The sequence below is a fragment of the Mycobacterium sp. NGS35 genome (genome assembly GCF_059812855.1).
Genome location: NZ_JCALDL010000004.1, coordinates 30,422 through 56,795 on the forward strand (window position 1 = coordinate 30,422; position 26,374 = coordinate 56,795).

Below are 26,374 nucleotides of genomic sequence, written 5' to 3' on the forward strand. Positions count from 1 at the left end.
AACCTAGCGGGTGTAGACATCCCGGTCGCCGAGACGCGACGTCGGATCGAGCAGCATCTCGGCCTCCTGGCGCTTCTCGGACCCGTTGTGGTCGAAGCGGCGGTCCGCGGGCCGCTCGTAGAGCGGCTGCCCACCGGCGATCGCCGACACCAGCCGCCGCTGACCGGCCATCACCCGCTCATCTGCCCGCTGCTTGTAGTCACGCCGTTGCTCCTCCGACAGCGTGGCCAGGAACGCCTGCGGGTGCACCAATGCGACCAGACCCGACACGTGCCCGAAGCCCAGGCTGGTGACCAGCCCCGCCTTCAGCGGGAACTTCTCCCCCAGCCGCAGCGTTTCGCGCGGCCACACGAAGTGGGCGGAGCCGGCCATCTCGTCGTCGACGCAGTCCAGGCTGCGGTTCGGCGGAACGACACCGTCGCGCAGGATCTGGCACAGTCCCATGATCTGGAACACCGCCGCGCCGCCCTTGGCGTGGCCGGTGAGGCTCTTCTGCGACACCACGAACAGCAGCGCCCCGTCGGACCGGCCCAGCGACTCCGCGAGCCGCTCGTGTAGCTCGGTCTCGTTGGGATCGTTGGCCAGCGTCGAGGTGTCGTGCTTGGAGATCACCGCGATGTCGTCGGGACCCACGCCGAGCTTGGCCAGCGACCGCGCCAGCACCGACTGCTTGCCGCCTCGTCCGGCGCCGAGCGCACCCATGCCAGGCGCCGGGATCGAGGTGTGCACGCCGTCGCCGAAGCTCTGCGCGTACGCCACCACCGCGAGCACCGGCAGCCCCATCTTCACCGCGAGGTCGCCGCGCGCCAGCAGGATCGTTCCGCCGCCCTGCGACTCGACGAAGCCCAACCGGCGCCGGTCGTTGGCGCGAGAGAACCTTGAGTCGCTGATGCCTCGGGCGCGCATCATCTCGGTGTCGGCAGTGGCCGCCATGTCACCGAAGCCGATGATCGCCTCCAGCGTGAGGTCGTCGAAGCCGCCGGCCACCACCAGTTCGGCCTTACCCAGCCGGATCTTGTCGACGCCCTCCTCGACCGACACCGCCGCGGTGGCGCACGCCCCGACGGGGTGGATCATCGCGCCGTAGCTGCCGACGTAGCTCTGAACCACATGCGCGGCAACGACATTCGGCAGCACTTCCTGCAGGATGTCGTTCGGCTTGTTCCGGCCGAGCAGGTTCCCGTGGTACATCGTCTGCATCGACGTCATGCCGCCCATGCCGGTGCCCTGGGTGTTGGCCACCAGGCTCGGGTGCACCCAGCGCATCAGCTCTGCCGGGGTGAAGCCCGATGACAGGAACGCGTCGACGGTGGCGACGATGTTCCACAGCGCCACCCGGTCGATCGAGCTGGCCATGTCCGGGGTGATCCCGTACACGGTCGGGTCGAACCCTGTGGGAATCTGTCCGCCGACGGTCCGCGACAGCTTGGTCTTGCGCGGCACGCGAATCTCGGTACCGGCCTTACGGGTCACTTGCCAATCCGTGCTGTCCGGCAGCGGCCGGATGACCGTGTGTTCGGGGTCGAACTGGACGAACGCCCGCGCGTCGGCCTCGCTGGAGACGACGAACGTGAAGTCCTTGTCCAAGAACACCGACACCAGAAGCGGCGATGCGTGATCCGGGTCGATCGCGCCGTCGTCGACGAACTCGCGGATGCCGGTGCGCTCCACGACCGCATCGTGGTACCGCTCGACGAGCTCGGATTCGTCGACCAGTTCACCGGTTTCGGTGTCGTACCAGCCGGGCTTCGGGTCGTTCTCCCATTTGATGAGCCCGGTGGTCCACGCCAGTTCCAGAACACCGGCCGCCGACAGCTCGTTGTCGATCTCCATCTCGTAGCGGGTACGCGACGAGCCGTACGGACCGAGTTCCGCGCCACCGACAATGACCACCAAATCGGCCGGGTCGACGTCGAGGTCTTCCCACGGCGGCGGCGGTGCCGCGGTGTAGCCACGCGGCGGCGACGGCAAGGCAGCGATGGTGCCGGCATCGTCCGTCGTCGATTCCGCTGTCTCGCTTGACATTTCCTCACGAGCCTTGGCGGCCAGCTCGGCCATGTCGAGCTGGGCGTCGGCCAGGCCGCCGGTAAGGTCGGCGCGCAACGGCTCCATCGACGCGGCCACCCGCGACTCCGGGTCGCACAGCGACAGCAGCATTGCCGCCATCTCGTCGGTGGAATACGTTGTGACGCCGGCTTCTTCGACCGCGTCGACGATCACGTCGTTGTGACCCATCAGCCCGGTGCCACGGGTCCAGCCGATCAGCGCATGCACCAGCGACACGCGCTGCGCCCACGACGTCTCTGCCTTCCACCGCGACACCACCGCGTCGAGTGCGGATTTGGCCTCGCCGTAGGCGCCGTCGCCGCCGAACATGCCTCGGTTCGGCGAGCCGGGCAGCACCACGTGCAGCCGCGACGCGATGTCGCGTTCGGCCCCGATGGTCGACAGCCCGCCGATGAGCCGCTGCACGGCCCACAACAGCACCTTCATCTCCATCTCGGCGCGGGCACCGGCCTCCGACAGGTCACCGGACACGCGCGGCGCCGCGAACGGGAACAGCAGCGTCGGCGTCTGCGCGTCCTTGACGTGAATGGACTGCGGCCCAAGGCTTTCGGTCTGCTCACTGCCGATCCACGACACCAGCGCGTCGATGTCGGAGTATGACGCCATGTTTGCCGGCACCACCCACAGCACCGCGCCGAAACGCGCGTGGTCGCGGTAAAGGGCGCGGTAGAACGCCAACCGGTCGTCGTCGAGCCGCGAGGTGGTCGCGATCACCGTCGCGCCGCCGTCGAGCAACCGCGCCACCACGGCCGCCGCAATCGAGCCCTTCGACGCGCCGGTGACCACTGCGACATCGTCGCTGTGGGTTCCCTTGCCGGGGTTCTCCGCCCCGGCCGCGGCACGGGCGAACAGCGACGCGTGAATGTTGCGGCCCGCAGCGAGCGCCTTACCCTGCCACCAAGTGGCCTGCGTGCCGACGATATGCCCGGCGCCCTCGAAGCGCTCGGCCAGCGCTGCCCAGTTGGCGTCGACCTCGTCGTCGTCCATCAGCCAGATCTTCACCAGGTCTTCGCGGGCGCTGGCCCAGCGGTCGTCGAACACCACGGCCTTGCGCCCGTCGAACACCGGCGCGACCAATCGCGGCCAGTCCGAACCGAGTTCGGCGGTGACGAGGTCGATCAGCTCTGCGTCGGTGGCCGTCGCCGGTGTGCTGACCGGGTCGTCGAGGCCGAGCTGGTTGAGCACCAGTCGGGCCGCGTTGGCCAGCACGCCGTCGCGTCCGGTGATCTGCTCGGTGAACTCCGAGAGTGCCGCCGCGTCGACGGTCGCGTTTCCGCTGCCGCCGGCCGACGGCAGCGCGACCGCGATGCCTCGGCGTGCGGCCACCGCGGCCACGGCCGCGTCGATCACCTTGTCGACCGACGCGGTGTCGGCGAGCGCGCCGTCGTGCAGGCCGCCGAGGCTGCCGCCGCGCACGCTGTTGCCTTCCCGAGTGCCGAGTGCCACCTCGACCGTGACGTGCTTGGCCCACCCGTCGCCGAGTTCCCACGTCTTGCGGACGCGCTCGGCGATGTAGTTGGGCCGCTTGCCCGACGGGCCCAGTACAGTGCGCAGCTGGTCGTTGATCGCGTCGGACAGCACGGGCCCGAACGGCTTGTAGGTGCGCGCAAGCTTGGTCAGCTGCGACTTGAGCGTGGACAGGTCGGCCTCAGCGGCGCCGTCGATGGCGCCGAGGTTCAGCTCGGACCCGAGGTCGACCAGCAGTTGGTTGCGCCGCGACGACGCACCGTCGGTGATCGACTCGATGGAGTCCAGTGGCTCGATCTGGTCGATGCGCATCTTGGCCGACAGCGCGATCAGCGCGAGCGTAGCGTCGGAGGCGTCGAACGGGATGTCGTCCGGCCGCGGCGAATTAGCCGGGGCAGTCGGTACCGCCGGTGCGGGCGCGGATTCTGCGGGCGCAGAGGCTGTTTCGACGACCTCGTCGATATCGGCCTCGGGTTCGGGGTCGGTGTCCGTCGCGAACAGGACCGCCGCGTCGCGCTCAGAGTTGAGCACTTCCACTGTGCTGTGGGCATATTCGGTCAACTTCAGCGTGTTCGACGCGAGTCCCGACACCGTCGGCGAGGACTTCACGCCGATTTCGACGAACCGCTCGACCCCGAGCCCACCGGCGGCCTCCTCGGTGAAGAGCAGATCCTGCGTCTCGATCCAGCGCACGGGACTGGCGAACTGCCACGCCAACAGCTCGATGACGACCTTGCGGCACAGCTCACGCGGCCGCTCGTTACGCCACGTGTCGTAGTCGGCGAGAACCTCGTCGAGCGGCTCGGCCGGCACGAGATCGCGGATCTCCTGGATGAAATCGCGGTCCAGGGAGAACGGCCGCGGCACCAGGTTGGGGATGTAGCGCCCGATGATCAGGTCCGGGTCTTTGTCCCGCGGCATGACCCGCTCGAGCGAGCGGCGGAACTCCGGCACGCCGACGCGCAGCACCGAGCTGTGGAAGGGCACGTCGATGCCGGGCACCAAGATGAACGACCGCTTGCCACCGGTGATCTCGCGGCGTCGCTCGACCTCTTTCTCCAACTCCTCCAAGCCGCGCACCGTGCCGGCGATCGCATACTGCGAACCGCGCAGGTTGTAGTTGACGATCTCCAGGAATTCGCCCGTGCGCCTGGCTATCTCGTCGATGAACGCCGGGACGTCCTTGTCGGCCAAGTCGATCTGCGACGGCCGGATGGCGGCCAGCCGGTAGTTGGACCGGCCCAGCTCGTCGCGCGGCACGATGTCGTGCATCTTGCTGCCGCGGTGGAACACCACCTCCAGCAGCGCCTCGAGTTCGTAGACCCCGGACACGCATGCCAGCGCGGTATATTCACCCACCGAGTGCCCGCACGCGATCGCGTCTTCGACGAACGCGCCCTTCTCCCGCATCTCGGCGACTTGCGCGGCCGCGACAGTGGCCATCGCGACCTGAGTGAACTGTGTCAGATACAGCACACCGTCGGGGTGGTGGTAATGCACCCCGGCGGCGATCAGGCTGGTCGGGTTGTCCCGAACCACATGCAGCACAGAGAAACCCAGCGTCTCGCGGGTGAACTTGTCGGCGGAGTCCCAGACCTTGCGGGCGGCCTTGCTGCGGGCCCGGACCTCCATGCCCATGCCCTTGTGCTGGATGCCCTGGCCGGGGAATGCGTACACGGTCTTCGGTGCGGCCAGCCGTGCGGTGGCCGACATGACGAGCTCGGAGCCGACGCGGGCCGCGACCTCCAGAACCTCCGCGCCCTGGTCGATTCCGACCCGGTCGACGCGGAAGTCGATTTCGGCACCGGGCTCCACCATGCCCAGGAACCGCGCTGTCCACCCGATCACCCGTGCCGGCGGCCTGGCCTGCCCGTCGGTGGCGGCGGCGACGTGCTGAGCCGCCGCGGACAGCCACATCCCGTGCACGATCGGGCCTTTCAACCCGGCCAGCAATGCGGCGGCGAAGTCGGTGTGGATCGGGTTGTGGTCGCCCGACACGACGGCGAACGGCCGCATGTCAGTGGGTGCGGTGACGGTGACGTCGCGGCGGCGCCGACGCGGCGTGTCGGTGGCGTTGTCCGACACCGCGCCTCCGGCACGCAGGGGATCGGTGAGCTCCAATGAGCCGGTGCGGCCGCGGATCGCGAACCGCTCCTGAAGCGTGGCCAGCAGCGTGCCGTCCATCGTGGTGACGGTGACCTCGACCGGCACCACCCGACCGACCTCGGTGTCGGTGGCTTCGGAAGCCGTTGCGGTGACGCTCAATTCGACAGCCTGCGTCGGCAACGTGGTGTGCAGGTGCGCGGCATGGTCGAGGTGCACCAGGCTGAGCAACCCTTCGACGACGGGGAAGCCGCTGCTGGTGGTGGCCGCGCCGATCGCCGCGAACACCGCGGGCCAGCAGCGGCCGACGAGCGCGTCGGGTACGACGCTCAGCGTCGGCGCCAGCGGCGCGCCGAACGTCGCCGTGACGCCGGTGTGGTCGGCGACCTCCTCGGGATTCCACGCGACCGTGATCCGGGCAGCACCGTCCTCGACGGCCGGCATTGCATCGGGGCTATCGACGCCGGCGGCGATCGCGAGAACCGAACGCATCGCGGCAGAGGCGTCTTGAACGGACACCACAGGCGCGCCGCCGTCGCGTACCACGTTGGTGAGCGTCAATCTGATGTCGACCCAGGTGCCCGACAGCGGAACAGACAGCACCACCTGGTCGTCAGCGGTCACTTCGAGCCGGGCACCGGTGGAATGGTGTGTGGCAGAACGGTTGTCACGCACCTGCCAGTCGGACGGGTCGGCGATGCGGTGCACTGGATTGCTGGCCATGCGGCCGGCCCAGACGACGTCCGGGGCGTCCAGGACCACGGCCAGCGGGCCGGAGACGTCCTTGCGAACCTGCCGCCGGGACAGCACCGGTCGGGGCTGGGTGCCGGACGCCAGCACCTGGTCGATGGCCGCCTGCTCGAACCGGTCGAGCAGCTCGCCGACGGGTTCGTCGACGCGGGTGATGCCCGCAACCGCTGCGGTACCGGGAATGATGCACACCGCATCGGCGTCATAGCGGGCGTCGTGGGCCTGCCACAGCGAATCGCTGCGCCACCACCGGCGCACGTCCTTGTCGATGACAGGGACGAAGTTGACCGGCTTGCCCAGGGTCTTGCACAGCTCGACAAAGAACGGCACGTCGGCCGGATGGAGCTGGATGGTCTGGGCGTCGGGGAAGCGGGTCAGCAACGCGGCGATTGCGTCATGCGGCCGCTCCAACAGTTGCGGATCGTCGAACAGGGTCTCGATCGGCCCGAAATCCTTGGGATGCAAGCGCGCTTCGGTGCGCTTGAGCATCTGCTCGAAGCGGTCGCGCCAGCTGATGTCGAGCCACGGAGTGCCGGAAGAAGCGGTGTCGGCCGTCGAATTCCCTTCTCCCACAGCCAATTCGACGTACCGGCGCAGCCACTGCGCGTACGTCATCTCGCCGACATCACCGAAATACGGTTTGCAGGTGGCGGCCATCGCGGCGATGATCTCGTCGCGGCGCGCCGCCACGGCGTCGGCGTCGCCGGCCACCTCGTCGAGCAGCCGACCGCACCGCGACGCGGCGTTGTCGATCTCGTGGATGTCAGCGCCGAGCTGACTGCGGCTGGAAGCCATGCCGCCCTGAGCTTTTCCGGCTCCGATCCACTGATCGGTGCCTTGGGTGGCCACTAGCATCTGCTTGACCTGCGGCGAGGTGGTGGCCTCCTTGGTGGCCATCGCCGCGGTGCCTACCAGGATGCCGTCGATGGGCATCAGCGGATAGCCATGGCTTAAGGCCCATTTCCCGGACAGGTATTCCGCGGCGCGCTCGGGCGTGCCGATGCCGCCGCCGACGCAGACGGTGATGTTGGAGCGGGCTCGCAACTCGGAGTACGTGGTCAGCAGCAGGTCATCGAGGTCCTCCCAGGAATGGTGGCCGCCCGCGCGACCGCCCTCGATGTGCACGATCACCGGCTTGGTGGGCACCTCCGCGGCGATGCGGATCACCGAGCGAATCTGTTCGACGGTGCCCGGCTTGAACACCACGTGGGAGATGCCGACGCTGCGGAGTTCGTCGATGAGCTCGACGGCCTCTTCCAGCTCGGGGATGCCGGCGCTGACGACGACACCGTCGATCGGCGCGCCCGCCTGGCGCGCCTTCTGCACCATCCGCTTGCCGCCGATCTGCAGCTTCCACAGGTACGGGTCGAGGAACAGCGAGTTGAACTGGATCGCCCGGCCGGGCTCCAGCAGCGTCTGCAATTCCTCGATGCGCTTGGTGAAGATCTCCTCGGTGACCTGCCCGCCGCCGGCGAGTTCGGCCCAGTGCCCGGCGTTGGCGGCCGCGGCGACGATCTTGGCGTCTACGGTCGTCGGCGTCATGCCCGCGAGCAGGATCGGTGAGCGCCCGGTGAGGCGGGTGAACTTCGTCGACAGCTTCACTGCCCCGTCGGGCAGCCGGACCACAGCCGGGGCGTAGCTGGCCCACGGCTGCGCGACCTCCGGAACGGCACCGACGGTGAACAGGTTGCGCTGTCCGCCGCGGGTGGCCGCCGGGACGATGCCGACGCCCAGGCCGCGGATCACGGGGGCCGTGAGGCGCGTCAGGATGTCGCTGGGCCCGAGATCGAGGATCCACTTGGCCCCGGCTCGGTGCAGCTTGTCGACCTCCTGCACCCAGTCGACCGGCCGCACGAGGATCGACTCGGCCATGTCGTGGGCCAGCTCGGCATCGAGCCCGATCGTCTCGGCCCAGCGGTCGATCATCGTCACGCCGTCGGACAGCCGCGGGGTGTGGAAGCCGACCTCCACCTGCACCGGCTCGAAGGTCGGGTTGAACACGGCGCCGCCACGCAGTTTGTTCTTGCGTTCGGCGGCCTCGGTGTCGGCGATCTGCCGGCAGTACAGCTCGAAGCGGGCCAGCTGCTCGGGGCTGCCGGTGATCACCGACGAGCGCCGGCCGTTGCGGATCGACAACGCCGGCGGCAGCACAGTACGGACGTCCTTGGCGAACTCGTCGAGCAGTTCTCGGATCCGTTGCGGGTCGGCGTTGGTGACCGACACCATCGGCGGGCGGTTACCCAGCGCCGAGATGCCGCGTCGGCGCGCCACCAGCGTGCAGGCGGCTCCGATCAGCTGGATGAGCACCATGAGCTCGGCGTCGTGGGTGCTGCCGGTGGTCAGCGACTCGACGGCCAGCACACCTTGGGAGTGTCCGGCGCAGGCCACAGGCGGTGTGGCGGCGAAATCCATCCCTTGGCGGGTCAGCGCGCGGATGGCCGCCAGTTGGGTGAGCAGGATGCCAGGCATCGACGTCGCAGCCGAAGTCAGCTGCTTGGCGGTGGGCACCGGCTCACCGGCGGCCAGCGCCCGCACCCAGCGCAGCGGCTGGAACCCGATCGGACGCACCACCACGAGTTCGTCGGCGATCGGCGCCAGCATCACCTCGGCTTCGGCCACCAGAGCCGCCAGGTCGTCTTCGATGCCGGCCGACGACACCAGTTCCTCGAGGTTCTCCAGCCAGCCGCTGCCCTGCCCGCCGAACGCCACCGCGTACGGTTCGCCGGCGCTGAGACGATCGACCAGGGCGTGGCTGGACGCCGGCGTCGGGGAATCGCCGTCGCGGCCAGCGGGCACCCAGTCGTGTTCGTGGATCGTCACGTGTCGCGTCTCCTCAGCATCGTTTCCGTGTCTCGCCTGTGTCCTTGCGCTGCGTCGCGAAGGGTGCTGCGATTCCCCGTCGAATCTTCAGCGGTGCCTGCCGGCCGCGGCGCGCCGGCGACGGTCCGCCGCGGCTCTGCTCGCCCCGCTGACTGCAATAAGAGTGGCATAAGAAATTGGCCGGTCACGCCCACAAGAATGGTTACTGGCGAGTTCTACGCATAAGTAACCGTCGAGTTTGTAACAAGGCGCCGATTCGGGCTCCGGAGGTTGCGCGACAAACCGCCTGCGTGCCGGTGGTTACGGTCGAGTAGCTACAACAGCGCTGTTCACAGCATGATTGTTACCAAATCGTTATGAAGAAATTTATCGACGCCCGCGTCAGCTCACGATGGCCGGGCAAGCACTTGCTCGGGCAATCAGTCGACAATTGTTCACTGAAATCGGTGAAAAAAGTTTGCTGGCGTTGTGTCCGAAACTGCTAGTTGCAGTTGATCCCACTGACCGAAGTTCGGCTTCGGGAATGCGATTGATGTCGACGGCCACGCTGGCCCGGTCCCCCAAGTCTGCGGATCCGAACGCCCCGACGGCGTGTCGCGGATGCGACGGCAGTGTCGGCACCGCGAAGCTGAGCCGATGCACGTGCACATTCAGCTCGACGCCCGCCCGGATCGAGCCGGCGAACGCGCACGAGAACTGGCTGCGACCGGCGTGGACGGCCTGTTCACCTTCGAGGGCCAGCACGACGTCTTCCTTCCGCTCGCCGCTGCCGCAGCCACCACGGATCTGGAGCTGATGACCAACGTCGCGATCGCATTGCCGCGCAGCCCGATGCACCTGGCGCATGCCGCCTATGACCTGCAGCTGCTGTCGCGCGGTCGCTTCCGCCTTGGTCTGGGCTCGCAGATCCGGCCGCACATCGAAAGCCGTTACGGCAGCAGCTGGAGCCGTCCCGCCGCGCGGATGCGTGAAACCGTCCTTGCCGTGCGGGCCATCCTGACCGCCTGGCAGCACAACGAACCGCTGCAATTTCGCGGCGAATTCACCAAGCACACGTTGATGACCCCGACGTTCGACCCAGGCCCGAACCCGCACGGAGTTCCGCCGATCTACCTCGGTGCCCTTGGCCCATTGATGACCCGGGCCGCCGCTGAGGTGGCCGACGGGCTGCTCGTGATGCCGTTTCATTCGGCGCGCCACTTCCGCGAGCGGACACTCGCGGCGGTCGACGACGGTCTGCGCCGCGCAGGCCGCCGCCGTGCCGACTTCGACATCGTCCCGCAGGTGATCGCCGCCGTCGGGCGCACAGAGTCCCAATTGGAGGCCGCCAGCATGGGAGTGCGCCGACTGCTAGCGTTCTACGGATCCACTCCTGCCTACGTGCCTGTGCTGGAGGTCGAAGGCCGCGGTGAACTGCAACCCCAGCTCAACCACCTGTCCAAGCGTGGCGACATCGCCGCGATGACCGATCTCGTGGACGACCACCTGTTGACCACGCTCGCGGTGCGGGGCACGCCGGAGGACTGCGCCGCCGAAATCCTGACCAGGTTCGGCGATGTGGCCCAGCGCGTCTGCGTGTACTTCCCGGGCTACGAGATTCCCAATGCCGACATCCGGGCCCTTACCGCGGCGCTGCACGCGGGTTAGCAAACGACGTCGCGTCCCGTGCGGTGTGTAAGGATTCCCGCGTGATCACCTCGCAGACGGGTGGCGATGCGTCACCGCGGGTCATGATCGATCCGCGCCTGCACGATGCCGTGATTTTCCAGGTGGCGCAAGGTGATTCGGTCGATCAACTGGTCGGCCGACTACACGGCGTCGACGTCCGCACAGCCGTTGCCGAGCCCGGTCCCTCGAATGCGTCGCGGCTTCGTGAGACGGCGCGGCAGCTGGGCGCCCGGGCCGAACGCTCCGTCGTCGTCGACGCCACCCCGGACGGGATAGCCGCGGCTCGAAACGGGGGTTTCTCGTTGGTGATCGGGCTCGACCGCGACAATCGCGCCACGCTGCTGGAACGCGGCGCCGACGCCGTGGTCGGCGACCTAAGCGAGGTCGGGGTGCGCACGGGCGACCGCCCGATGTCTCAGATTCCCGACGCGCTCGAGTCCTTTGGGCAGATTGCCGAGATCATCGACGGCCATCGCCCCGCGGTGTGTCTGGACTTCGACGGCACGCTGTCGGCGATCGTGCCCGACCCGGACACCGCACGGCTGGTCGACGGTGCCGCAGAGGCTCTTGCCCGATTGGCGACGCGGTGTCCGGTCGCGATCCTGTCGGGTCGCGACCTGTCTGATATCCGTGACCGAGTGGGGGTGGCCGGCCTGTGGTATGCGGGCAGCCACGGTTTCGAGTCCGTGGCGCCCGACGGTAGCTACCGCCGCAACGACGACGCCGCGGCCGCCGTGCCAGTGCTGGAGCAGGCGGCCGAGGAACTGCGCGAGACGCTGGCGTCGGTCAGGGGAATTCGGGTGGAGCACAAGCGTTTTGCCGTCGCCGTACACTACCGTGACGTCGACGACGAGCACATCGGCGAAGTCGCGGCCAGCACGCATCGCATCGGCCGGCGCGAGCGACTTCGTGTCACCAACGGCCGCAAGGTCATCGAGCTTCGGCCCGACGTCGACTGGAACAAGGGCACGACGTTGTCGTGGATCCGTCGGCAGATCGCGGCATCCGAGGGACCGGATGTGCTCCCGATTTATATCGGGGACGACCTGACCGACGAAGACGCGTTCGACGCCGTGCGTGACGACGGCATCGGAATTCTGGTGCGCCACAGCGAAGACGGCGATCGCCGCTCGGCAGCCAGATTCACCCTGGAGAATCCCGACGAAGTGCGCGAATTCCTCGACCGGATCAGCGATTTGGCAATGGCAGCGACAGCAGGCGATTGAGCTTCGCGGTGACTGCGTCCGGCAGGAACTGATTCATCGTGGCGGTGAGCTTGCTCATCGGCGACGACGCGACCACTTTCTGGTCGTCGCGCATCATCGCGTCGAAACCCTGTCGGGCGACCTTGGCGGGATCGTCCTTGGGCATGCGGCCCACCGGGGTGTCGCGCATCTTGGCCCGGGCGAAGAAATTGGTGTCGGTGGGCCCCGGCATCAGCGATGTGACCGTGACATCGGTGTCGCGCAGTTCGTCGCGCAGGGCCTCGGCGAACGACTGGACGAACGACTTCGAGGCGTTGTAGACCGCTTGGTACGAGCCAGGCATGGTCGACGCGATCGACGACGTGAACAGCACCTTGCCGGCGTTGCGGGCCGCCATGTCCCGCAACACCAGCTTTGCCAGATGCACGGTCGAGCGGACGTTGAGGTCGACGATGTCCAGCTCGTCGGCCAGTTCCGTGTCCACGAACTTGCCGCCACGTCCGACGCCGGCGTTCAGGGCCGCCGCGGCGATCGGTCGGCCGCCCTCGGTGGCCGCTTTGTACAGATGCTCGACGCCGTCGGCCGTGCGCAGGTCGACCTGGACGGGGTGCACACGCGCGCCGCCCGTGGACAGCCGGCGCACCGCATCATGGATACCGTCGTCGTCGGCGGCGGCCACCACGTCGTAACCGTGTTCGACGAACTGGGTGGCCAGCTCGAAGCCGATGCCGCTTGACGATCCGGTGACCAGGGCTAGGGGTTTGTCGTCAACCATTGGGGTGGCCTACCCGGAGCCGGCAGAAGTCATTCGCCGCCGGGTAAGCCTCACAACGATTCAAATTCACCCGCCGCCGCGCCGATAGACACCACCACCCGTCCGTCTGATTTGCTGGCTTCGGAACGACCGGGAACCCGCTGGCCGACACGGCACCCAAAGCTGTTGACGCTGAGCGCGACCGCCCTTGTCACTAGTAATCCGTGCCGGCAGACACCCTCCTCAAGCGATTTGCTGTTCCTGCTCCTGAGGACGTAGTGACTATTGGCAACTCCTGAGCCCACCGGGGCGAACCGCCGAGATGCCCGGCGGCGCCGCCGTGCGGCTACCGGGTACCCGGGTTAATTTCCTCTGGTGAACGACTCCGCGAGCAGGGACAAGTTCGAGGCCACCGCCTCGGAAGCAGCCGACCGCAGCCAGGGCGCCTACTTCCGTCGTCTGCTCATCGAGCAGCGCGCAGAGCTCGAGGTCGCGATCGCCAAGCACCTCGGCACGATCGCCAGCTACGAGGCCGCCGGCGATCTGGCCGGCATTCGTGACATCGCCCGCCTGGTCCGCCGTGCGCAGCGCGAACAGCAGGAGATCGACTGGATGATCGCCGCGCTGGACCGGCGGTTCCGGCCGCTCTCCTCCGCCCGCCCGGCATCAGCGCCGGCGCATCGCGTCGTGCATCCCGACGGAAGGTCACTGCTGTCGGTCAGCCGGGACCGGCGCCGTGCTGTTGGCGGCACCCACGGAGAAACACGAGCCGGGTAGGCGTGATCGAGTTCGCCATCGGCCGGCGACTTGTAGTATGCGCCCATGCCGTTGGCCGATGGCCAGAGTTTCGCGGGCTATACGATCCTGCGGCACCTGGGTTCCGGGGGGATGGGCGAGATCTATTTGGCCCGACACCCCAGGCTGCCGCGCAACGACGCGCTCAAGGTGCTGCCGACGACGTTCACCGGCGACCACGAATATCGTCAGCGCTTCAACCGCGAAGCCGACATCGCCGCCACGCTGTGGCATCCGCACATCGTCGGCGTGCACGACCGCGGCGAGTTCGAGGGCCAGCTGTGGATTTCGATGGACTACGTCGAGGGCACCGATGCGGCACGACTACTGCAAGAGCGTTATCCGCACGGGATGCCGCCCGACGAGGTAGTCAGAATCATCATCGCGGTTGCCGAAGCGCTCGATTACGCACACCAGCGTCAGCTCCTGCACCGCGACGTCAAGCCCGCCAACATCCTGATGTCGCACCCCGATTCCGATGCGCGGCGAATCTTGTTGGCCGACTTCGGGATTGCGCGCTGGGTGGATGATGCCAGCGGTTTGACCGGAACCAACATGACGGTCGGGACGGTCGCGTATGCCGCGCCGGAGCAGTTGATGGGCGAGCCGCTCGACGGGCGTGCCGACCAGTACGCGTTGGCCGCCACGGCTTTTCATCTGCTGACGGGGACGCAGCTGTTTGCGCATTCGAATCCGGCGGTCGTCATCAGCCAGCACCTCAGCGCGCCGCCGCCAGCCATCGGCACCCGACGGCCTGCCCTGTCGGATTTGGGGCCGGTGTTCTCCAAGGCGCTGGCGAAGAGCCCGGCCGATCGCTACGAGAGTTGCACGGCGTTCGCGACGGCACTTGCCCATCGGCTGGGCACGGTGGCCGCCGAGACCGGCGCGACCGAGGTCACCACCGAGGCGCCCGCGGCATCGGGGCCCAGGCATAAATCGGAGCAGCCGAGCCCGGTGCGGAAGCGCTCGCGAGTCCGCCCGGTCATGGTCGTCACGGTGGTGCTGGCGCTGCTGCTCGTGGGCGTCTCCGCTTTCGCAGTGCTGCTGTTCGGCCGAGACCGCGAGCTGTCGGCGTCACCGAGCCGTGAGCCTGCGCGGCCGGCATCGCCGAGCGCAGCATCAGCCGGTCCGGCGGCGCCGGCGATGCCGGTGGTACTGATCGGCGCCGACTGCGCGACCCTGGGCGCCGCAGGCGTGACATCCACCGGCGCGCAGGCCTACTGCTCGAAGTTGCCGACGACGGGTGACACGGTGTGGTCGCTGTACACCAGCTCGGTGCCCGCCCCGTCGGCTGCCACCCCGGGTCCCACCGACCAGGTGTACGAGCCGGGCATCGAACAACAGGTGCGGGTCTGCGTCGAGGAAACCCACCAGACGAGGCTGAAGTGTCGCGAAGACATCCGGCGCGGCAACATCTTCGGGCCGCCGTGACCGTCAATTGCCTTGAGCCAGTGACCGGTTGACCGCCTCGGCCGCGTGCCGGTGACCGAGCACCTCGAAGCCGACGACCGTGACGACTGGCGCGAGCGTGACCACGACCAAGCACAACGGCATCGACACCCCCGCCGCCGCCAGGCCCACCGACGCCACGAGCACCACCGCGGTGAGCACCAGCAGCAGCACGTGGAACACATCACGCGTGTGCACCAGCAGCATGTACAGCAGATAGACCGCTGCGATGAACGCGGCCACCGGAACGGCCACCGACAGCACCGTGGCCACTGACCCAAGCTCGGCGTGGTGCTCGATATAGAACGCCGCCACGTGTAGCCCGGCCCCGGTCGCGACGATCGCGCCGATGACCAGGAGATGAAGATAGCCGAACCAGAACGAGCGCTCCCGGTGCGCGTGCAGCAGCGGCGCCGCCGGCACGACGTAGTAGGTCCACCACATCCCGAAGGTCAGCCCGATACCGGCCACCGCGACCAGTACGGCTCCTACGCTCCAGCCTTGCTGCGCCACGACCGCCGACAGCGATGCCACGGTGCCGATCACACCCTCGCCGAGCGCGATGATGGTCAGCAGACCGTAGCGCTCGACGATGTGATGGGCGTGCCACGGCGTACCCCCCTTTCGGGTTTCGGCGACGAACGGGCCCAACATCTCCACTGCGATGAGGACACAGACAAACACCAGCGTCGTACGAAACGTCGTGTGCGCCACGAACAATCCGACCCAGCCGATCTGTGCGACGGCGACGTTCGCCGCGTACGTGAGACACGCGGCACGGTGCTCCGTATCCTGCGTGGCTGCCCGCAGCCACTGGGCGATCATCGCGACCCGCATCACCACGTAGCCGGCGATCATGATCCGGTTGTCGATGTAGTGCCCTTGAAGCACCGAAGCGAACGTCTGCGGCAGACCGAGCGCCAGGACCACCACGCCGACCATCTGCACCATCGTGGTGAGCCGATACACCCAGTCGTCGGTGTCGTATGCCGAGGCGAACCAACTGAAGTTCACCCACGCCCACCACACCGCGAACGTCGCGAACATGAACGCCAGCAGACCCAGACCGACATGGTTCTCCGCCAGCGCATGCGCGAATTCTGAAGCGGCGACGCCGAATCCGACGACGAACGTCAGGTCGAACAACAGCTCCAGAGGTGTCGCGACGCGGAACTGCTCATGCGGGTCGCGCCCAGACATGCGGCGCAGGCGGTGCGCCGGTGCGGACGCCGTCTGGTCTGGCTGCGGCACGCGGTTCCTTCCTCGGACGACCATCAGGCGATGCGGTCGTGGCCCGATTATCGACCGCGCCCGAGCGGTTAGCGCCTTCCAGTGCGGCGTGGGGCGCGGGTGTCACCCGCCACGCTGACCACTTTGGTGTCGGATTGCCCTTGGTCCTGCAGCTGCACGACGCCCTCGGCGTCGCTGCCGACAGGTTTGGCCGCGCCCTCGAGCACTTCTCCGACGAAGCGCACGGCCTGCGGCAGGGCGCTGTTGGTGAGCACCTTGAACACGGGCACCGCCGCGATGAACACGGCAAGCGGTGGCTCGAGCAGGCCGAGACCGACTGCCGCGGCCAGGCCGCCGAAATATCCGACCGAGCGGGGTACGTCCACTTCGACTCGGCCAACTTGGATTTCGAGCACGTTGCCGGGCGCGCCGAACCTGATCTGTACCGCCTTATCGGTTGCCATCGCTACTCCTCGTGTTGTGCGGCAGGCGTTTCATGCGTCCTCGAGTGCTTCGCCCAATTCCTGTGCCACCTTGCTGTGCTGGTTGCTGGCCAGCGCGTGACCGGCTCCGATGGCCAATGCGATGGGCCAGTCGATGATCTCGAGCGCGGCCAAGCCCGCCAGGGCGCCGTAATACGCCAGTTGTTCGGGCCGTGGTATCCGGACGCGGCCCAGCACGGGCAGCGATACCGCGAATGTGTCGGCGTCGCGCACTCGCTGTACCGCGGTGCGGTGTGGGACGCGGCGTCGTGAGTTTTCGGTCATTGTTCGCCTTCTCGTCATGGCCAATTCATTCGATGAGCGCTATGTGTCGGTCACAGTGGGCAGCGTGCCGATTCGACCTGCCGGTGTGAGCTCCGATCCGTTGACCGACGTGGTGGCGGGGCTGCTGGCCGTGCCGCTGCGCGAACTGTATGCGGCGCTTTGGCGCGCCGGCGTCGTCGAAATCGTCGATTGACCTGACACCACCCGACGCTGCCCAATTAGCCGCGAAATCGCTTCTGCGGCAAGCGTTGCCGCCGCTGCAGAGCCAAGCGCCTGCGCCCAGCCAACCGGTCCCAGGGGTGTGTTTCCCAGCAGCTGACTGACGCCGGGAGTGCTGACGAGAGTTCCCATCGCGGCCAGCGACCCGAGAGCGGTCAGCACCACCAACCGGCTGCGTGAGTCGAGCAGGGTCTGACCCAGCTGGGTGGCGACGAGCGCCACCAACGCCACGGTGGAGGCGCGTCGTGGCCGGCCGGTGAGGCTGGCCAGAGTCCAGGCCAGCGTCGCGCCCGCGGCGGTGGTGGCGCCCCGAATGCCGACAGTCCGCCACAACGCCGCCTCGTCGGGGCCGCGCAGCGCCGGGCCGGTGGTCGTCGGTTCGCTGACCGCAAGCGCCGCCGCCGGCAGCGCGTCGGTCAGCATGTTGACCAAGAGGAGTTGCCGTGTGTTCAGCGGTGAGCGGCCGGTGACGGTGCTGCCTGCGATCGCGAACAACACTTCGCCCGCGTTTCCGCCGAGCAGCACGCTCACCGCCGCCTGCACGCGCAGCCAGAGTTTGCGGCCTTCTTCAAGCGCGTCGAGCAGCGAGCTGATGCGCCCGTTCAGCAGCATGACGTCGGCTGCGGTGCGGGCCGGGTCGCTTCCGCGGGCGGCCACGCCGATTCCGACGGTGGCCGCGCGGATGGCCGCCGCGTCGTTGGCGCCGTCGCCGACCATCGCGCAGACCCTGCCCGTGCGTTCGAGCGTTTGGACCACCTGCACTTTGTTCTCCGGCGACATCCGGGCGAACACGAGGCGGTCTGCGACAGCCCGCTCCTGCCCGCGCCGTGACAACGCGTCCCATTCGGCGCCGCTGATGACTTGCTCGGCTGCGACGGCCACACCGAGTTCACGGGCGATCGCCGCGGCGGTGATCGGATGGTCGCCGGTGATGAGCCGTACCGCGATGTCCTGCTCGGCCAAAGCGGCCAGCAGCTGCGCAGCTTCGCCGCGCGGAGTGTCCGAGAGTCCGAGCAGACCGGTGATCCGCAGCCCGCGCCGGCACAGCCCCACCAACGCTTCGGGATCTCCTGCGGCGGCTCGTCGCTGGCGCGGCGTGAGCGTCCGCTGCGCCACCGCGATCACTCGCAGCCCTTGCCCGGCCATCGTCCGCACCGCCCGCCGGTGTCCGGGTCCGTCGTCGCCGCACGCACCTAGCACCGCCTCGGGGGCACCTTTGACGGTGAGCGTGTCACCCGCCAGCGTCGCCGAGAACGGGCGCCCCGACCGGAAGGGCACGTGCCCGATCACGTCATTACGCGCGGGAGCGGCGGCCGCCTCGAAGACCGCCGCGTCGGTGGCGTGTGCGAACCGGCCGTCGCCGTCGGGCAGCGGCGTGGCCTGCGCCGCGCACGCGAGGACGTCGTCGCGTGAGTGGCCGGAGGCGACGTAGACCTGCGTCACCCGCAGCCGGTTCTCGCTGAGCGTTCCGGTCTTGTCGAAGCAGACGACGTCGACCCGCCCGAGCGCCTCGACCGACCGCGGAGTGCGAACCAACGCGCCCGCTCTGGTCAGCCGCCGTGCCGAGGCCTGCTGGGCCAGCGTCGCCACCAGCGCAAGCCCTTCGGGCACCGCGGCGACGGTGACGGCCACACCACTCGCGACGGCCTGCCGCAAGCCGCTGCCACGCAACAGCCCGAGCATGCTGACCAAACCTCCGCCGGCCAGGCTCACCGGCCACGCCTTGTCCGTCAGGTCACGCAGCTGCCTCTGCAGGCCGACGTCACCGTGGTCGGCTCCGGGCACCTCGGCGGCGCGGCGCGCCTCGGTCAGCGGCCCAGCGGCGGTCACTACCGCGACACCGGTGCCGGCGGCCACCGTCGTCGCGGCGTAGATCATGCACGCCCGCTCCGCGAGCGCGACGCCCGGGGTGGCGTCGACTTGCTTTGCCACGGGCAAACTTTCGCCGGTCAGCGTCGATTCGTCGATTTCCAGGTCGGCGACGTCGATCAGCCGGGCGTCGGCGGGTACGACCTCTCCGGGGCGCACTTCGATGAGCTCGCCCGGCCGCAGGCGGACGGCGTCGACGTCGACGTAACGGCGCGACCCGTCGCTGTCGACGCGCAGCGTTCGCGCCGAAGGGACCTGAACCGCAAGCAATCTGCGCAGCAACCGCTGCGCACGCACCTGCTGGGTTGCGGCGAGCGCCGAGTTGAAGGTAAGCACCGAGCCGACCAGCACCGCGTCGACGGGCGAGCCCAGGACGGCGCTGGCCGCCGAGCCGGTCGCCAAGATCGGAGTCAGCGGGTCGGACAGCTCGTCACGCAGTGTGGTGACGAACTCGCCCACAGCATCGCGTACCGACTTCAGCGTGTGCCGGGCCGCATGCGCGGACGTCTTCACCGTGCCCGCCGACTGCCGCACCGGTGGGTCCTGCGCGGGTGCGGGCAACAACCGCCGGACCTCCTCTACTGACATGGCGTGCCAGTCGTTGACGGCGGCCGGGGGAGGCACTGAAGACCGAATGACCTTGCGTGCCAAGGAATATCCGGTCCACAGCCCGGCGGCCGCACCGGCGGTGACCGGGCCGGGTCCACGTCCGCGCACCCCCGGCACCATCAGCAGCGCACCGAGCAGCGATGCCGCGGTGGAAAGCTCGACGCCGCGCCGGCTGGCTGTGCGAGCCCCGGGCAACGCGTGCAGCAGCCGCCATGCCGCCGCGAGGTCGTCGACCATCAGGTCCGCATGCCATGGCGGTGATAGTCCGTCACTAAGCACGCCGATCCCAACGTCGGCGAGCGACATCGCTTGCGGCGCATGGTTTCCCACGAACAACACCGTGCGCCCGTCAGCTTGGAGCCTGGCCACCGCGGCGTGCAGCCCATCGTCGAGTGAGCCGTCCACTGGCGCCAAGTCGTCGAACGACGACCGCAGATCGTCCAGTTCGTCGATGTCCAGCGACGTCACGGCGGCCCCGGACCGGCGGGCCTGTGCGATCAGCGCCGCGGCCAGCGGATGGTGCATGTGGCGCACCAGCACCTGCACAGCATGCGGCGAGGCTCCGTTACCGCCCCAACCCCCAGGCACGGTGTTCCAACCCGGTGCCAGTGCCCCGAGTTCCAGTCGGGTTTGCGCCCAACGCCATATCGCCGACCTGTCCTCGTCGGGCGCGCCTCGGATTCGGCTCACCCGCAAACCATGGGCGGCGAGTGTGCGCGGGTCGATCAGCACCGCGTCGACGCGGTCGAGCCGGCGAACTGCCTCGGCCCGTAGGGCCAGCACCCCGCAGCGATCGGAAAGACCGCGAATCAGCGTGCTGGCGAACGCTTCTCGCGCCATCCGGGCTGCCTTCGGTGCTGCGACGACCGCCGCGGTGGCGGCTGCATCAGGGCTGCGGGTCAGGGCCGCGACCGCGGCCACCCCGGCCGCTTGTGCGATTGCGCTGCGATCGCCATGCCGTTCCACCGGCCCGGGTGGGAGCGGCTGACCGCGGTTCGGGACCGCCATCCCATCGCTTTCGGCGTGGCCGGCGAGCATGTGCTCGTGAGCGGCCCAGCAGCGTTGCTGCGAGCGTGACTCCGCAACCCGGGACAGGTGCAACATCACGTCGACCCCTAACGAGGCCCATGCACCGGTGGCGGTGTACACGGCCGCGCCGGCCAGGGCCAGCGCAGTGTCGGTAGTCGTTGAGCCAAACCAGCTTTCGAGCAGCCGCCGTAGCCGTGGCTGGTAATCCAGGATCGTCACCGCAGCCGCGACACCGACGGGAAGCCGGGGAAGCGGCAGCGCCCGCCCCGCCAGCGCGGCGCCCAGCCCGACGGAGGAAGCGGCCAGCGCCGCCATCCGGCCGGCGAGCGTAGCGCTGTCACCCGGCAAGTCCAGGGGCCTGTCTTTCGGCACGTGTTCGCCCGCCCGTTCGGCCTGCGCGACCGTGCCGCACAGCGAATGCACCGGCGCGCTTCCGTCGGCCAGGGTGACGACCACCCGTGACAGCGGATAGTTCAGCGCGGCTGCCGTCACCCCGGGCTGAGCACGCACGACGGCCAGCACGTGTTCACCAATGGCATGCCCGTGCTGTGGATCCCGTAGGCCCCGCACCGATATCCAGGCGCGGCCGTTGCCGTGCCAGCACCGGCGTCCGCGTGCTCCGTCGGACAGCAACGCTGCCGCGCTGCGAACGGGCACGGTCGCAAGCCCGATGCCGCCGCCGACGACGGCCGACGTGGTGTGCAGCGCTGCGTTCAGCGGAGCAACCGCGACCGTGGTCAGCAGTCGGGTCAGATGCATCGAGATGCCCCCGCAGCGCAGATCAGCGGCTGGTGGTGGGGCGGCGGGATGTGCTGGCCTTTCGCGTCCGCTTCTGCGCAGTGGTCTTGCGCGGGGCGGACTTTCGGGCCCCGCCCCCGCCACCGTCGCTGTCACCGTCGACCGATTGCAGCGGCCGTGGCGCAGACACTGCGGGCGCCGCCTCGGACCGCTTGCCGAGCTGATGGACCACCAGCGCGGTACCGCCGATCGTCAGCAGCACCGGCCACTCCACTAACCCCGCCGCGCCGAGCGCGCCCAGCGTCAGGGCGGCGGCCGAAGTGGAATGACTTCCGGTGCTCACACCGTTGCGGATTCCCGACACCGTGCCCTGAACGCCGCCGATCACTCCGTTGATCGCCGCGCCTCCAATCGCCCCCGCCGCTGCCGTGGTGGCATCTGCGGTTCGCGTGATGACGCGGGCCGCGCTCCGGGCGATGTCCATTTCACAACTCCTGACTGCCCACAGAGGAACCGGCCGCTTCCACCGCCGGCGATTTCGTGAGGCTACCCCTGAAAACCTGGGCCTAACCTGGGAATTCCGGCTCGTCGATGTCGCGGCCGGTGGCCAGGTCCGAGCAGTCGACGAACTCGACGTCACCGGCGGTTCGCAGGTATGGGCCTGCGCCGTGGTCGCCGGACATCTTCTCGATCACCTTCGGCCAGTGGCGCCGCCCGATCACGACGGGATGGCCGGGCTGGTCGCCGAACACCGCGCGTGCCAGCCCGCTGCCAGAAACCAACGCGCGCTTGACAACTCGTGCCACTACCGACGCGCCAACGTCGGGTGTGTCGACGACGTGCAGCACCGCGTAGTCCGCGTGCAGTGCGGCGGCCTGGGCGAGTCCCGTGCGAACAGAAGCGCTCAGGCCGCTCTCCCAAAGAGGCGCAGTCACCGCGATGACCCCCGGCGGAGCGGGGACCTCGGCGGCACCGAGAACGAGGATCACGGGATCACAACCGCCGTCGGCCAGCGCGCTGAGCGCAGCCGTCAGCCAGCCCTCGACCAGAACCTTCGGCTTGCCGTACCGCCGGCCGGCCCCGGCGGCCAGCAGCACGCCCGCGATCACCGGAGGTGACGTCATCCGCATCGACCCGTTCCGTCTGCAGCGGCCGAAAATGCCGCTGCCGCTATTTGAGAATAGTGATCTCCTAACGGCCTACACTCAGTTCGTGCGCGACGTGATCGACGAGCTCATGTCGGTGTGGCGGACCGGCGGTACAGCCGGTCTCGCCACCGTTGTTCGCACCATCCGTTCTGCGCCGCGCGCAGCGGGGGCCGCGATGGTGGTGGCTCCCGACCGGTCCGTCGCCGGCTCGGTGTCAGGCGGATGCGTCGAGGCGGCGGTCTACGAGCTGGCCCAGGAGGTGGTGCGGACCGGGCGACCCGTCCTGCAGCGTTACGGCATCAGCGCCGAGGACGCGTTCGACGTCGGCCTGCCCTGCGGCGGCGAGATCGACATCTTCGTGGAACCGGTGTCGCGCAAGCTCTTTCCGCAGCTTGACGACGTCGTCGAGGCGATCACGGCGCACCGGCCCGTCGCGGTGGCCACGGTGATCGCGCACCCCGACCCCACCTGGCTGGGTCGACGGCTGGTGATCGGCCCGGAGCACGCCGACGGGTCGCTCGGCTCCGCCCGCGCCGACGCGGCCGTCGTCGACGACGCCCGGGGCCTGCTGTCGGCGGGACGCAGCGCAGTTCTGGCCTACGGTCCGGACGGCCAGCGTCAAGGAGCGGAAATGCAGGTGTTCGTCGCCAGCCACGCGCCGCGACCGCGGATGCTGATTTTCGGTGCCATCGACTTCGCCGCCGCGCTGGCCCAGCAGGGCGCCTTCCTCGGATACCGCGTCACGGTGTGCGACGCCCGACCGGTGTTCGCCACCACCGCACGGTTCCCCGCAGCCGACGAGGTCGTGGTCGACTGGCCCGACCGGTACCTGAGCGCCCAGGCCGCGCAAGCAGCGATCGACTCACGCACTGCCATCTGCGTACTCACCCATGACCCGAAGTTCGACGTGCCCGCACTACAGGTGGCGTTGCGGCTGCCCGATGTCGGCTACATCGGTGCCATGGGCTCGCGGCAGACCCACGAAGACCGGCTGCGCCGGCTCCGCGAAGCCGGGCTGACAGAGACCGAGGTGAGCCGGCTGGCCAGCCCGATCGGCTTGGATCTGGGCGCACGCACCCCCGAAGAGACCGCGGTCTCGATCGCAGCGGAGATCATCGCGCGGCGCTGGGGCGGAGGGGGTCGGCCACTGTCCGAGGTCGACGGGCGCATCCACCACGAGTTGCCCCAGGGCGCCGCGACGGCGACGGCCTGAGCACTGCCGAACGTGAACGTAGGAAGAAAACGCGACCGAAATCCCGCAGACGTTTCCCGCTCGGCGACAGCACTAGTACGCTCACACGCTGAGCGACTGCTTAGCGCCGTGGACGTAGGCGCAACAGACGGATGGGAGTGCCAGTCATGACGAACACCGTCGCCACCCGTTATGCCGGGACCCGTGTCCCGCGCGTCGAGGACTCGCGGTTGCTCACCGGCCGTGGCACCTTCGTCGACGACGTCACCCGCCCCGGGATGCTGCACGCCTGCTTCGTGCGCAGCCCCTATGCCCATGCCCGCATCAACGGCATCGACGCGTCGGCCGCGCTGGCGCTGCCGGGCGTGCGGGCGGTGTTCATCGCGGCCGACCTCAACCCCTGCGTCAGAGAGGCCTGGCACGCGGTTGCCGGCAAAGACATCCCTGATACGCCCCGCCCGCCGCTAGCCGAGGGTGAGGTGAAATTCGTCGGCGACCCCGTCGCGCTCGTGGTCGCCGACAACCGCTACATCGCCGAAGACGCGGTCGAGCTCGTCGACGTCGACTACGAACCCTTGCCGGCCGTCGCGGACTTCACCACAGCCGTGGGCGCCGACGCCGTGGTCCACGAGGCATATCCCGACAACGTGGCGGGAGGACTCGGCGGAGCGCCGCCCGACGAGGAGACCTTCACCAATGCGGCTCACGTGGCGGCCGCAAAGATCTACCAGCAGATGTACGTGCCGGTGCCGATGGAGACCCGAGGCCTCGTCGTCGAATGGACGGGAGCCTCCGAAGAACTCACCATATGGGCGTCCAGCCAGTCGCCGCATGAATTGCGTGCCTTCGCCGCGCGGCTGCTGGGAATCCCCGCCCAACAAGTGCGGGTGATCGTGCGTGACACCGGCGGCGGGTTCGGCCAGAAGGTCGTTCCGATGCGTGAAGACATGTGCATCCTGCTGGCCGCGCACAGACTGCCCACCGCTGTGAAGTGGATCGAGGACCGGCGCGAGAACCTGATGGCGGCCGGACAGGCCCGCCACGTACTGGGCAACGCCAGAATGGCCTTCGACGCCGACGGCAAGATCCTGGCAGCAGACATCGACTTCCTCCAGGACGTCGGCGCATATCCGACGCCGTACCCGGTGTTGAACCAGGCCGCGATCGGCATGTTCTTCCCGGGCCCGTACCGGGTGCCCAAAGCCAGCTTCAACTACAAGTGCGTGTTCTCCAACACTGCCGGGCTGGTGGCCTATCGCGGTCCCTGGCAGTTCGAAACCCTCGCTCGCGAGATCCTTTTCGACATCGCTGCCCGCAAGATCGGCATCGATCCCGTCGAACTGCGCCGCCGCAACATCTTGCGCGGCGACGAGATGCCGTACTTCAACCCCAACGGCATGCCGTACGACCATGTGGCACCGGCGGACACCTTCGAGCAGGCTGTGAAAATCCTTGACCACGAAGGCTTTCGCAAGGAACAAAAAGACGCGTTGGCCGAAGGCCGCTACATCGGGCTCGGATTCTCCGCCTACATCGAGCCGACCGCCGCCGCGACCGGCTACATGGCCACCGAAGGTGCGACGATCCGCATCGAGCCGACCGGCAAGATCAACGTGTACGTGAACGGCGGTTCGAGCGGCAACAGCATCGAGACCACCGTCGTGCAACTGACCGCAGATGCCCTGGGCGCCAAGCTCGATGACGTCGCAACCATTCAGGGCGATACCGCTGTGACACCCTACGGCGCCGGCTCACAGGGCAGCCGCAGCGGCCCGATGACCGCCGGGGCTGTCAGCGAAGCCGGCGCGATGGTGCGCAAGCAGATCGTGGCGATGGCCGCCCATTATCTCGGTGTGGAGCAAGACGAGATCGAATTGGCCGATTCGCGCGCCAGCGCCCGCGGCGATGCGGCCAAGAGCGTCAGCTTCGCCGATCTCGCATACCGCTCCTACTACGAGCCCCAACAGCTGCCACCCGGAATGCCGGCCTCGCTGGAGGCCACCGCGCGATTCACCTCCGCGGCACCCATTCACTGGGCCAACGCCACGCATGCGTGCACCTGCGAGGTCGACGTGGCGACCGGCCATGTCAAGCTCACCCGCTACATCGTCAGCGAGGACGTCGGCGCGATGATCAACCCGAACGTCGTCGAAGGCCAGATCGCCGGCGGCACCGTGCAGGGCATCGGGGGCGCGCTGCTGGAAAACCTCGCCTACGACGACGAGGGCAACCCGCTGGCGTCGACGTTCGTCGACTACCTGCTGCCGACCGCCACCGAGGTGCCGCCGATCGAATTCGGGCACGTCGAAATTCCCGGCCCAGGCGTCGGCGGCTACAAGGGCGTCGGCGAGGGCGGCGCGATCGGGTCCACGCCGGCGGTGATCAACGCGATCAATGACGCGCTGGCCCCGTTGGGCGTCACGCTGACCAAGCTGCCCGCTACTCCCGCGGCGATCGTCGAGTTGATCGAGCAAGCGACCAGGTAAGGATTCAAA

At 68.5% G+C, this 26,374-nt stretch carries 14 protein-coding genes and 1 pseudogene; 7 read left to right on the forward strand and 8 right to left on the reverse strand.

Translation table 11 applies throughout. The annotated features are described in order from the left end of the window. Window positions 1–3 precede the first annotated feature (3 nt). Window positions 4–9,207, reverse strand: a complete 9,204-nt coding sequence (locus tag AC5Y4C_RS09265; RefSeq protein ID WP_499962422.1) for a fatty acid synthase subunit beta domain-containing protein — start codon at window positions 9,205–9,207, stop codon at window positions 4–6. 636 nt (window positions 9,208–9,843) lie between these two features. Between AC5Y4C_RS09265 and AC5Y4C_RS09270 the strand changes: the two genes are divergently transcribed. Both AC5Y4C_RS09270 and otsB read left to right on the forward strand, forming a co-directional pair. Then, window positions 9,844–10,854, forward strand: a complete 1,011-nt coding sequence (locus AC5Y4C_RS09270) for a TIGR03617 family F420-dependent LLM class oxidoreductase (RefSeq protein ID WP_499962424.1) — start codon at window positions 9,844–9,846, stop codon at window positions 10,852–10,854. An 83-nt stretch (window positions 10,855–10,937) separates the two neighbouring features. Next, complete coding sequence (otsB, locus tag AC5Y4C_RS09275; RefSeq protein ID WP_499962726.1) at window positions 10,938–12,101, forward strand: trehalose-phosphatase; 1,164 nt, start codon at window positions 10,938–10,940, stop codon at window positions 12,099–12,101. Here otsB and AC5Y4C_RS09280 read toward each other — a convergent pair. Next, window positions 12,064–12,855: an SDR family NAD(P)-dependent oxidoreductase gene (locus AC5Y4C_RS09280; RefSeq protein WP_499962426.1), complete on the reverse strand. Its 792-nt coding sequence runs from the start codon at window positions 12,853–12,855 to the stop codon at window positions 12,064–12,066. The genes otsB and AC5Y4C_RS09280 overlap by 38 nt on opposite strands. 354 nt (window positions 12,856–13,209) lie before the next feature. Between AC5Y4C_RS09280 and AC5Y4C_RS09285 the strand changes: the two genes are divergently transcribed. Further along, the gene (locus tag AC5Y4C_RS09285) at window positions 13,210–13,611 is read left to right on the forward strand and encodes a hypothetical protein (RefSeq protein WP_499948657.1); all 402 of its coding nucleotides are present in this window, start codon (window positions 13,210–13,212) and stop codon (window positions 13,609–13,611) included. A 45-nt stretch (window positions 13,612–13,656) separates the two neighbouring features. Then, window positions 13,657–15,060, forward strand: a complete 1,404-nt coding sequence (locus tag AC5Y4C_RS09290) for a serine/threonine-protein kinase (RefSeq protein ID WP_499962428.1) — start codon at window positions 13,657–13,659, stop codon at window positions 15,058–15,060. Between the two features lie 3 nt (window positions 15,061–15,063). Here AC5Y4C_RS09290 and AC5Y4C_RS09295 read toward each other — a convergent pair whose 3' ends face one another. From AC5Y4C_RS09295 to AC5Y4C_RS09305, 3 genes are all read right to left on the reverse strand, one after another. After that, the gene (locus tag AC5Y4C_RS09295; RefSeq protein WP_499962430.1) at window positions 15,064–16,329 is read right to left on the reverse strand and encodes a low temperature requirement protein A; all 1,266 of its coding nucleotides are present in this window, start codon (window positions 16,327–16,329) and stop codon (window positions 15,064–15,066) included. Between the two features lie 68 nt (window positions 16,330–16,397). Then, complete coding sequence (locus tag AC5Y4C_RS09300; RefSeq protein WP_499908875.1) at window positions 16,398–16,772, reverse strand: hypothetical protein; 375 nt, start codon at window positions 16,770–16,772, stop codon at window positions 16,398–16,400. 30 nt (window positions 16,773–16,802) lie between these two features. Continuing rightward, entirely contained in the window at window positions 16,803–17,075 is a 273-nt protein-coding gene (locus AC5Y4C_RS09305) for a hypothetical protein (protein ID WP_499962432.1), read from the reverse strand. Between the two features lie 16 nt (window positions 17,076–17,091). On the opposite strand from AC5Y4C_RS09305, the gene AC5Y4C_RS09310 reads away from it, so the two are divergent. Beyond that, window positions 17,092–17,268: an Rv1535 domain-containing protein gene (locus AC5Y4C_RS09310; RefSeq protein WP_499908879.1), complete on the forward strand. Its 177-nt coding sequence runs from the start codon at window positions 17,092–17,094 to the stop codon at window positions 17,266–17,268. A gap of 92 nt (window positions 17,269–17,360) precedes the next feature. Here AC5Y4C_RS09310 and AC5Y4C_RS09315 read toward each other — a convergent pair. The 3 genes and pseudogenes from AC5Y4C_RS09315 to AC5Y4C_RS09325 all read right to left on the reverse strand — a co-directional run. Further along, a pseudogene (locus tag AC5Y4C_RS09315) lies at window positions 17,361–21,560 on the reverse strand (cation-translocating P-type ATPase); the annotation flags it as partial. A gap of 22 nt (window positions 21,561–21,582) precedes the next feature. Then, window positions 21,583–22,023 carry a hypothetical protein gene (locus tag AC5Y4C_RS09320; RefSeq protein ID WP_499962434.1) on the reverse strand — a complete coding sequence of 147 codons (441 nt, stop codon included), beginning with the start codon at window positions 22,021–22,023 and terminating at the stop codon, window positions 21,583–21,585. A gap of 82 nt (window positions 22,024–22,105) precedes the next feature. Continuing rightward, on the reverse strand, window positions 22,106–22,663 hold the full coding sequence (locus AC5Y4C_RS09325; protein WP_499962437.1) for a nucleotidyltransferase family protein: 558 nt from the start codon (window positions 22,661–22,663) through the stop codon (window positions 22,106–22,108). Window positions 22,664–22,751: 88 nt separating this feature from the next. On the opposite strand from AC5Y4C_RS09325, the gene AC5Y4C_RS09330 reads away from it, so the two are divergent. Beyond that, window positions 22,752–23,900, forward strand: a complete 1,149-nt coding sequence (locus AC5Y4C_RS09330) for an XdhC family protein (RefSeq protein WP_499962439.1) — start codon at window positions 22,752–22,754, stop codon at window positions 23,898–23,900. 146 nt (window positions 23,901–24,046) lie between these two features. Continuing rightward, entirely contained in the window at window positions 24,047–26,365 is a 2,319-nt protein-coding gene (locus AC5Y4C_RS09335) for a xanthine dehydrogenase family protein molybdopterin-binding subunit (RefSeq protein ID WP_499962441.1), read from the forward strand. The last annotated feature ends 9 nt before the right edge of the window (window positions 26,366–26,374 follow it).

What these genes read in the sequence shown, in the direction of transcription:
- AC5Y4C_RS09290 (WP_499962428.1), top strand. Translation starts at nt 13,657, where the DNA reads ATGCCGTTGGCCGATGGCCAGAGTTTCGCGGGCTATACGATCCTGCGG.
- AC5Y4C_RS09280 (WP_499962426.1), bottom strand. Translation starts at nt 12,855, where the DNA reads ATGGTTGACGACAAACCCCTAGCCCTGGTCACCGGATCGTCAAGCGGC.
- AC5Y4C_RS09300 (WP_499908875.1), bottom strand. Translation starts at nt 16,772, where the DNA reads ATGGCAACCGATAAGGCGGTACAGATCAGGTTCGGCGCGCCCGGCAAC.
- AC5Y4C_RS09270 (WP_499962424.1), top strand. Translation starts at nt 9,844, where the DNA reads ATGCACGTGCACATTCAGCTCGACGCCCGCCCGGATCGAGCCGGCGAA.
- AC5Y4C_RS09325 (WP_499962437.1), bottom strand. Translation starts at nt 22,663, where the DNA reads ATGACGTCACCTCCGGTGATCGCGGGCGTGCTGCTGGCCGCCGGGGCC.
- AC5Y4C_RS09320 (WP_499962434.1), bottom strand. Translation starts at nt 22,023, where the DNA reads ATGGACATCGCCCGGAGCGCGGCCCGCGTCATCACGCGAACCGCAGAT.
- AC5Y4C_RS09305 (WP_499962432.1), bottom strand. Translation starts at nt 17,075, where the DNA reads ATGACCGAAAACTCACGACGCCGCGTCCCACACCGCACCGCGGTACAG.
- otsB (WP_499962726.1), top strand. Translation starts at nt 10,938, where the DNA reads ATGATCGATCCGCGCCTGCACGATGCCGTGATTTTCCAGGTGGCGCAA.
- AC5Y4C_RS09335 (WP_499962441.1), top strand. Translation starts at nt 24,047, where the DNA reads ATGACGAACACCGTCGCCACCCGTTATGCCGGGACCCGTGTCCCGCGC.
- AC5Y4C_RS09310 (WP_499908879.1), top strand. Translation starts at nt 17,092, where the DNA reads ATGGCCAATTCATTCGATGAGCGCTATGTGTCGGTCACAGTGGGCAGC.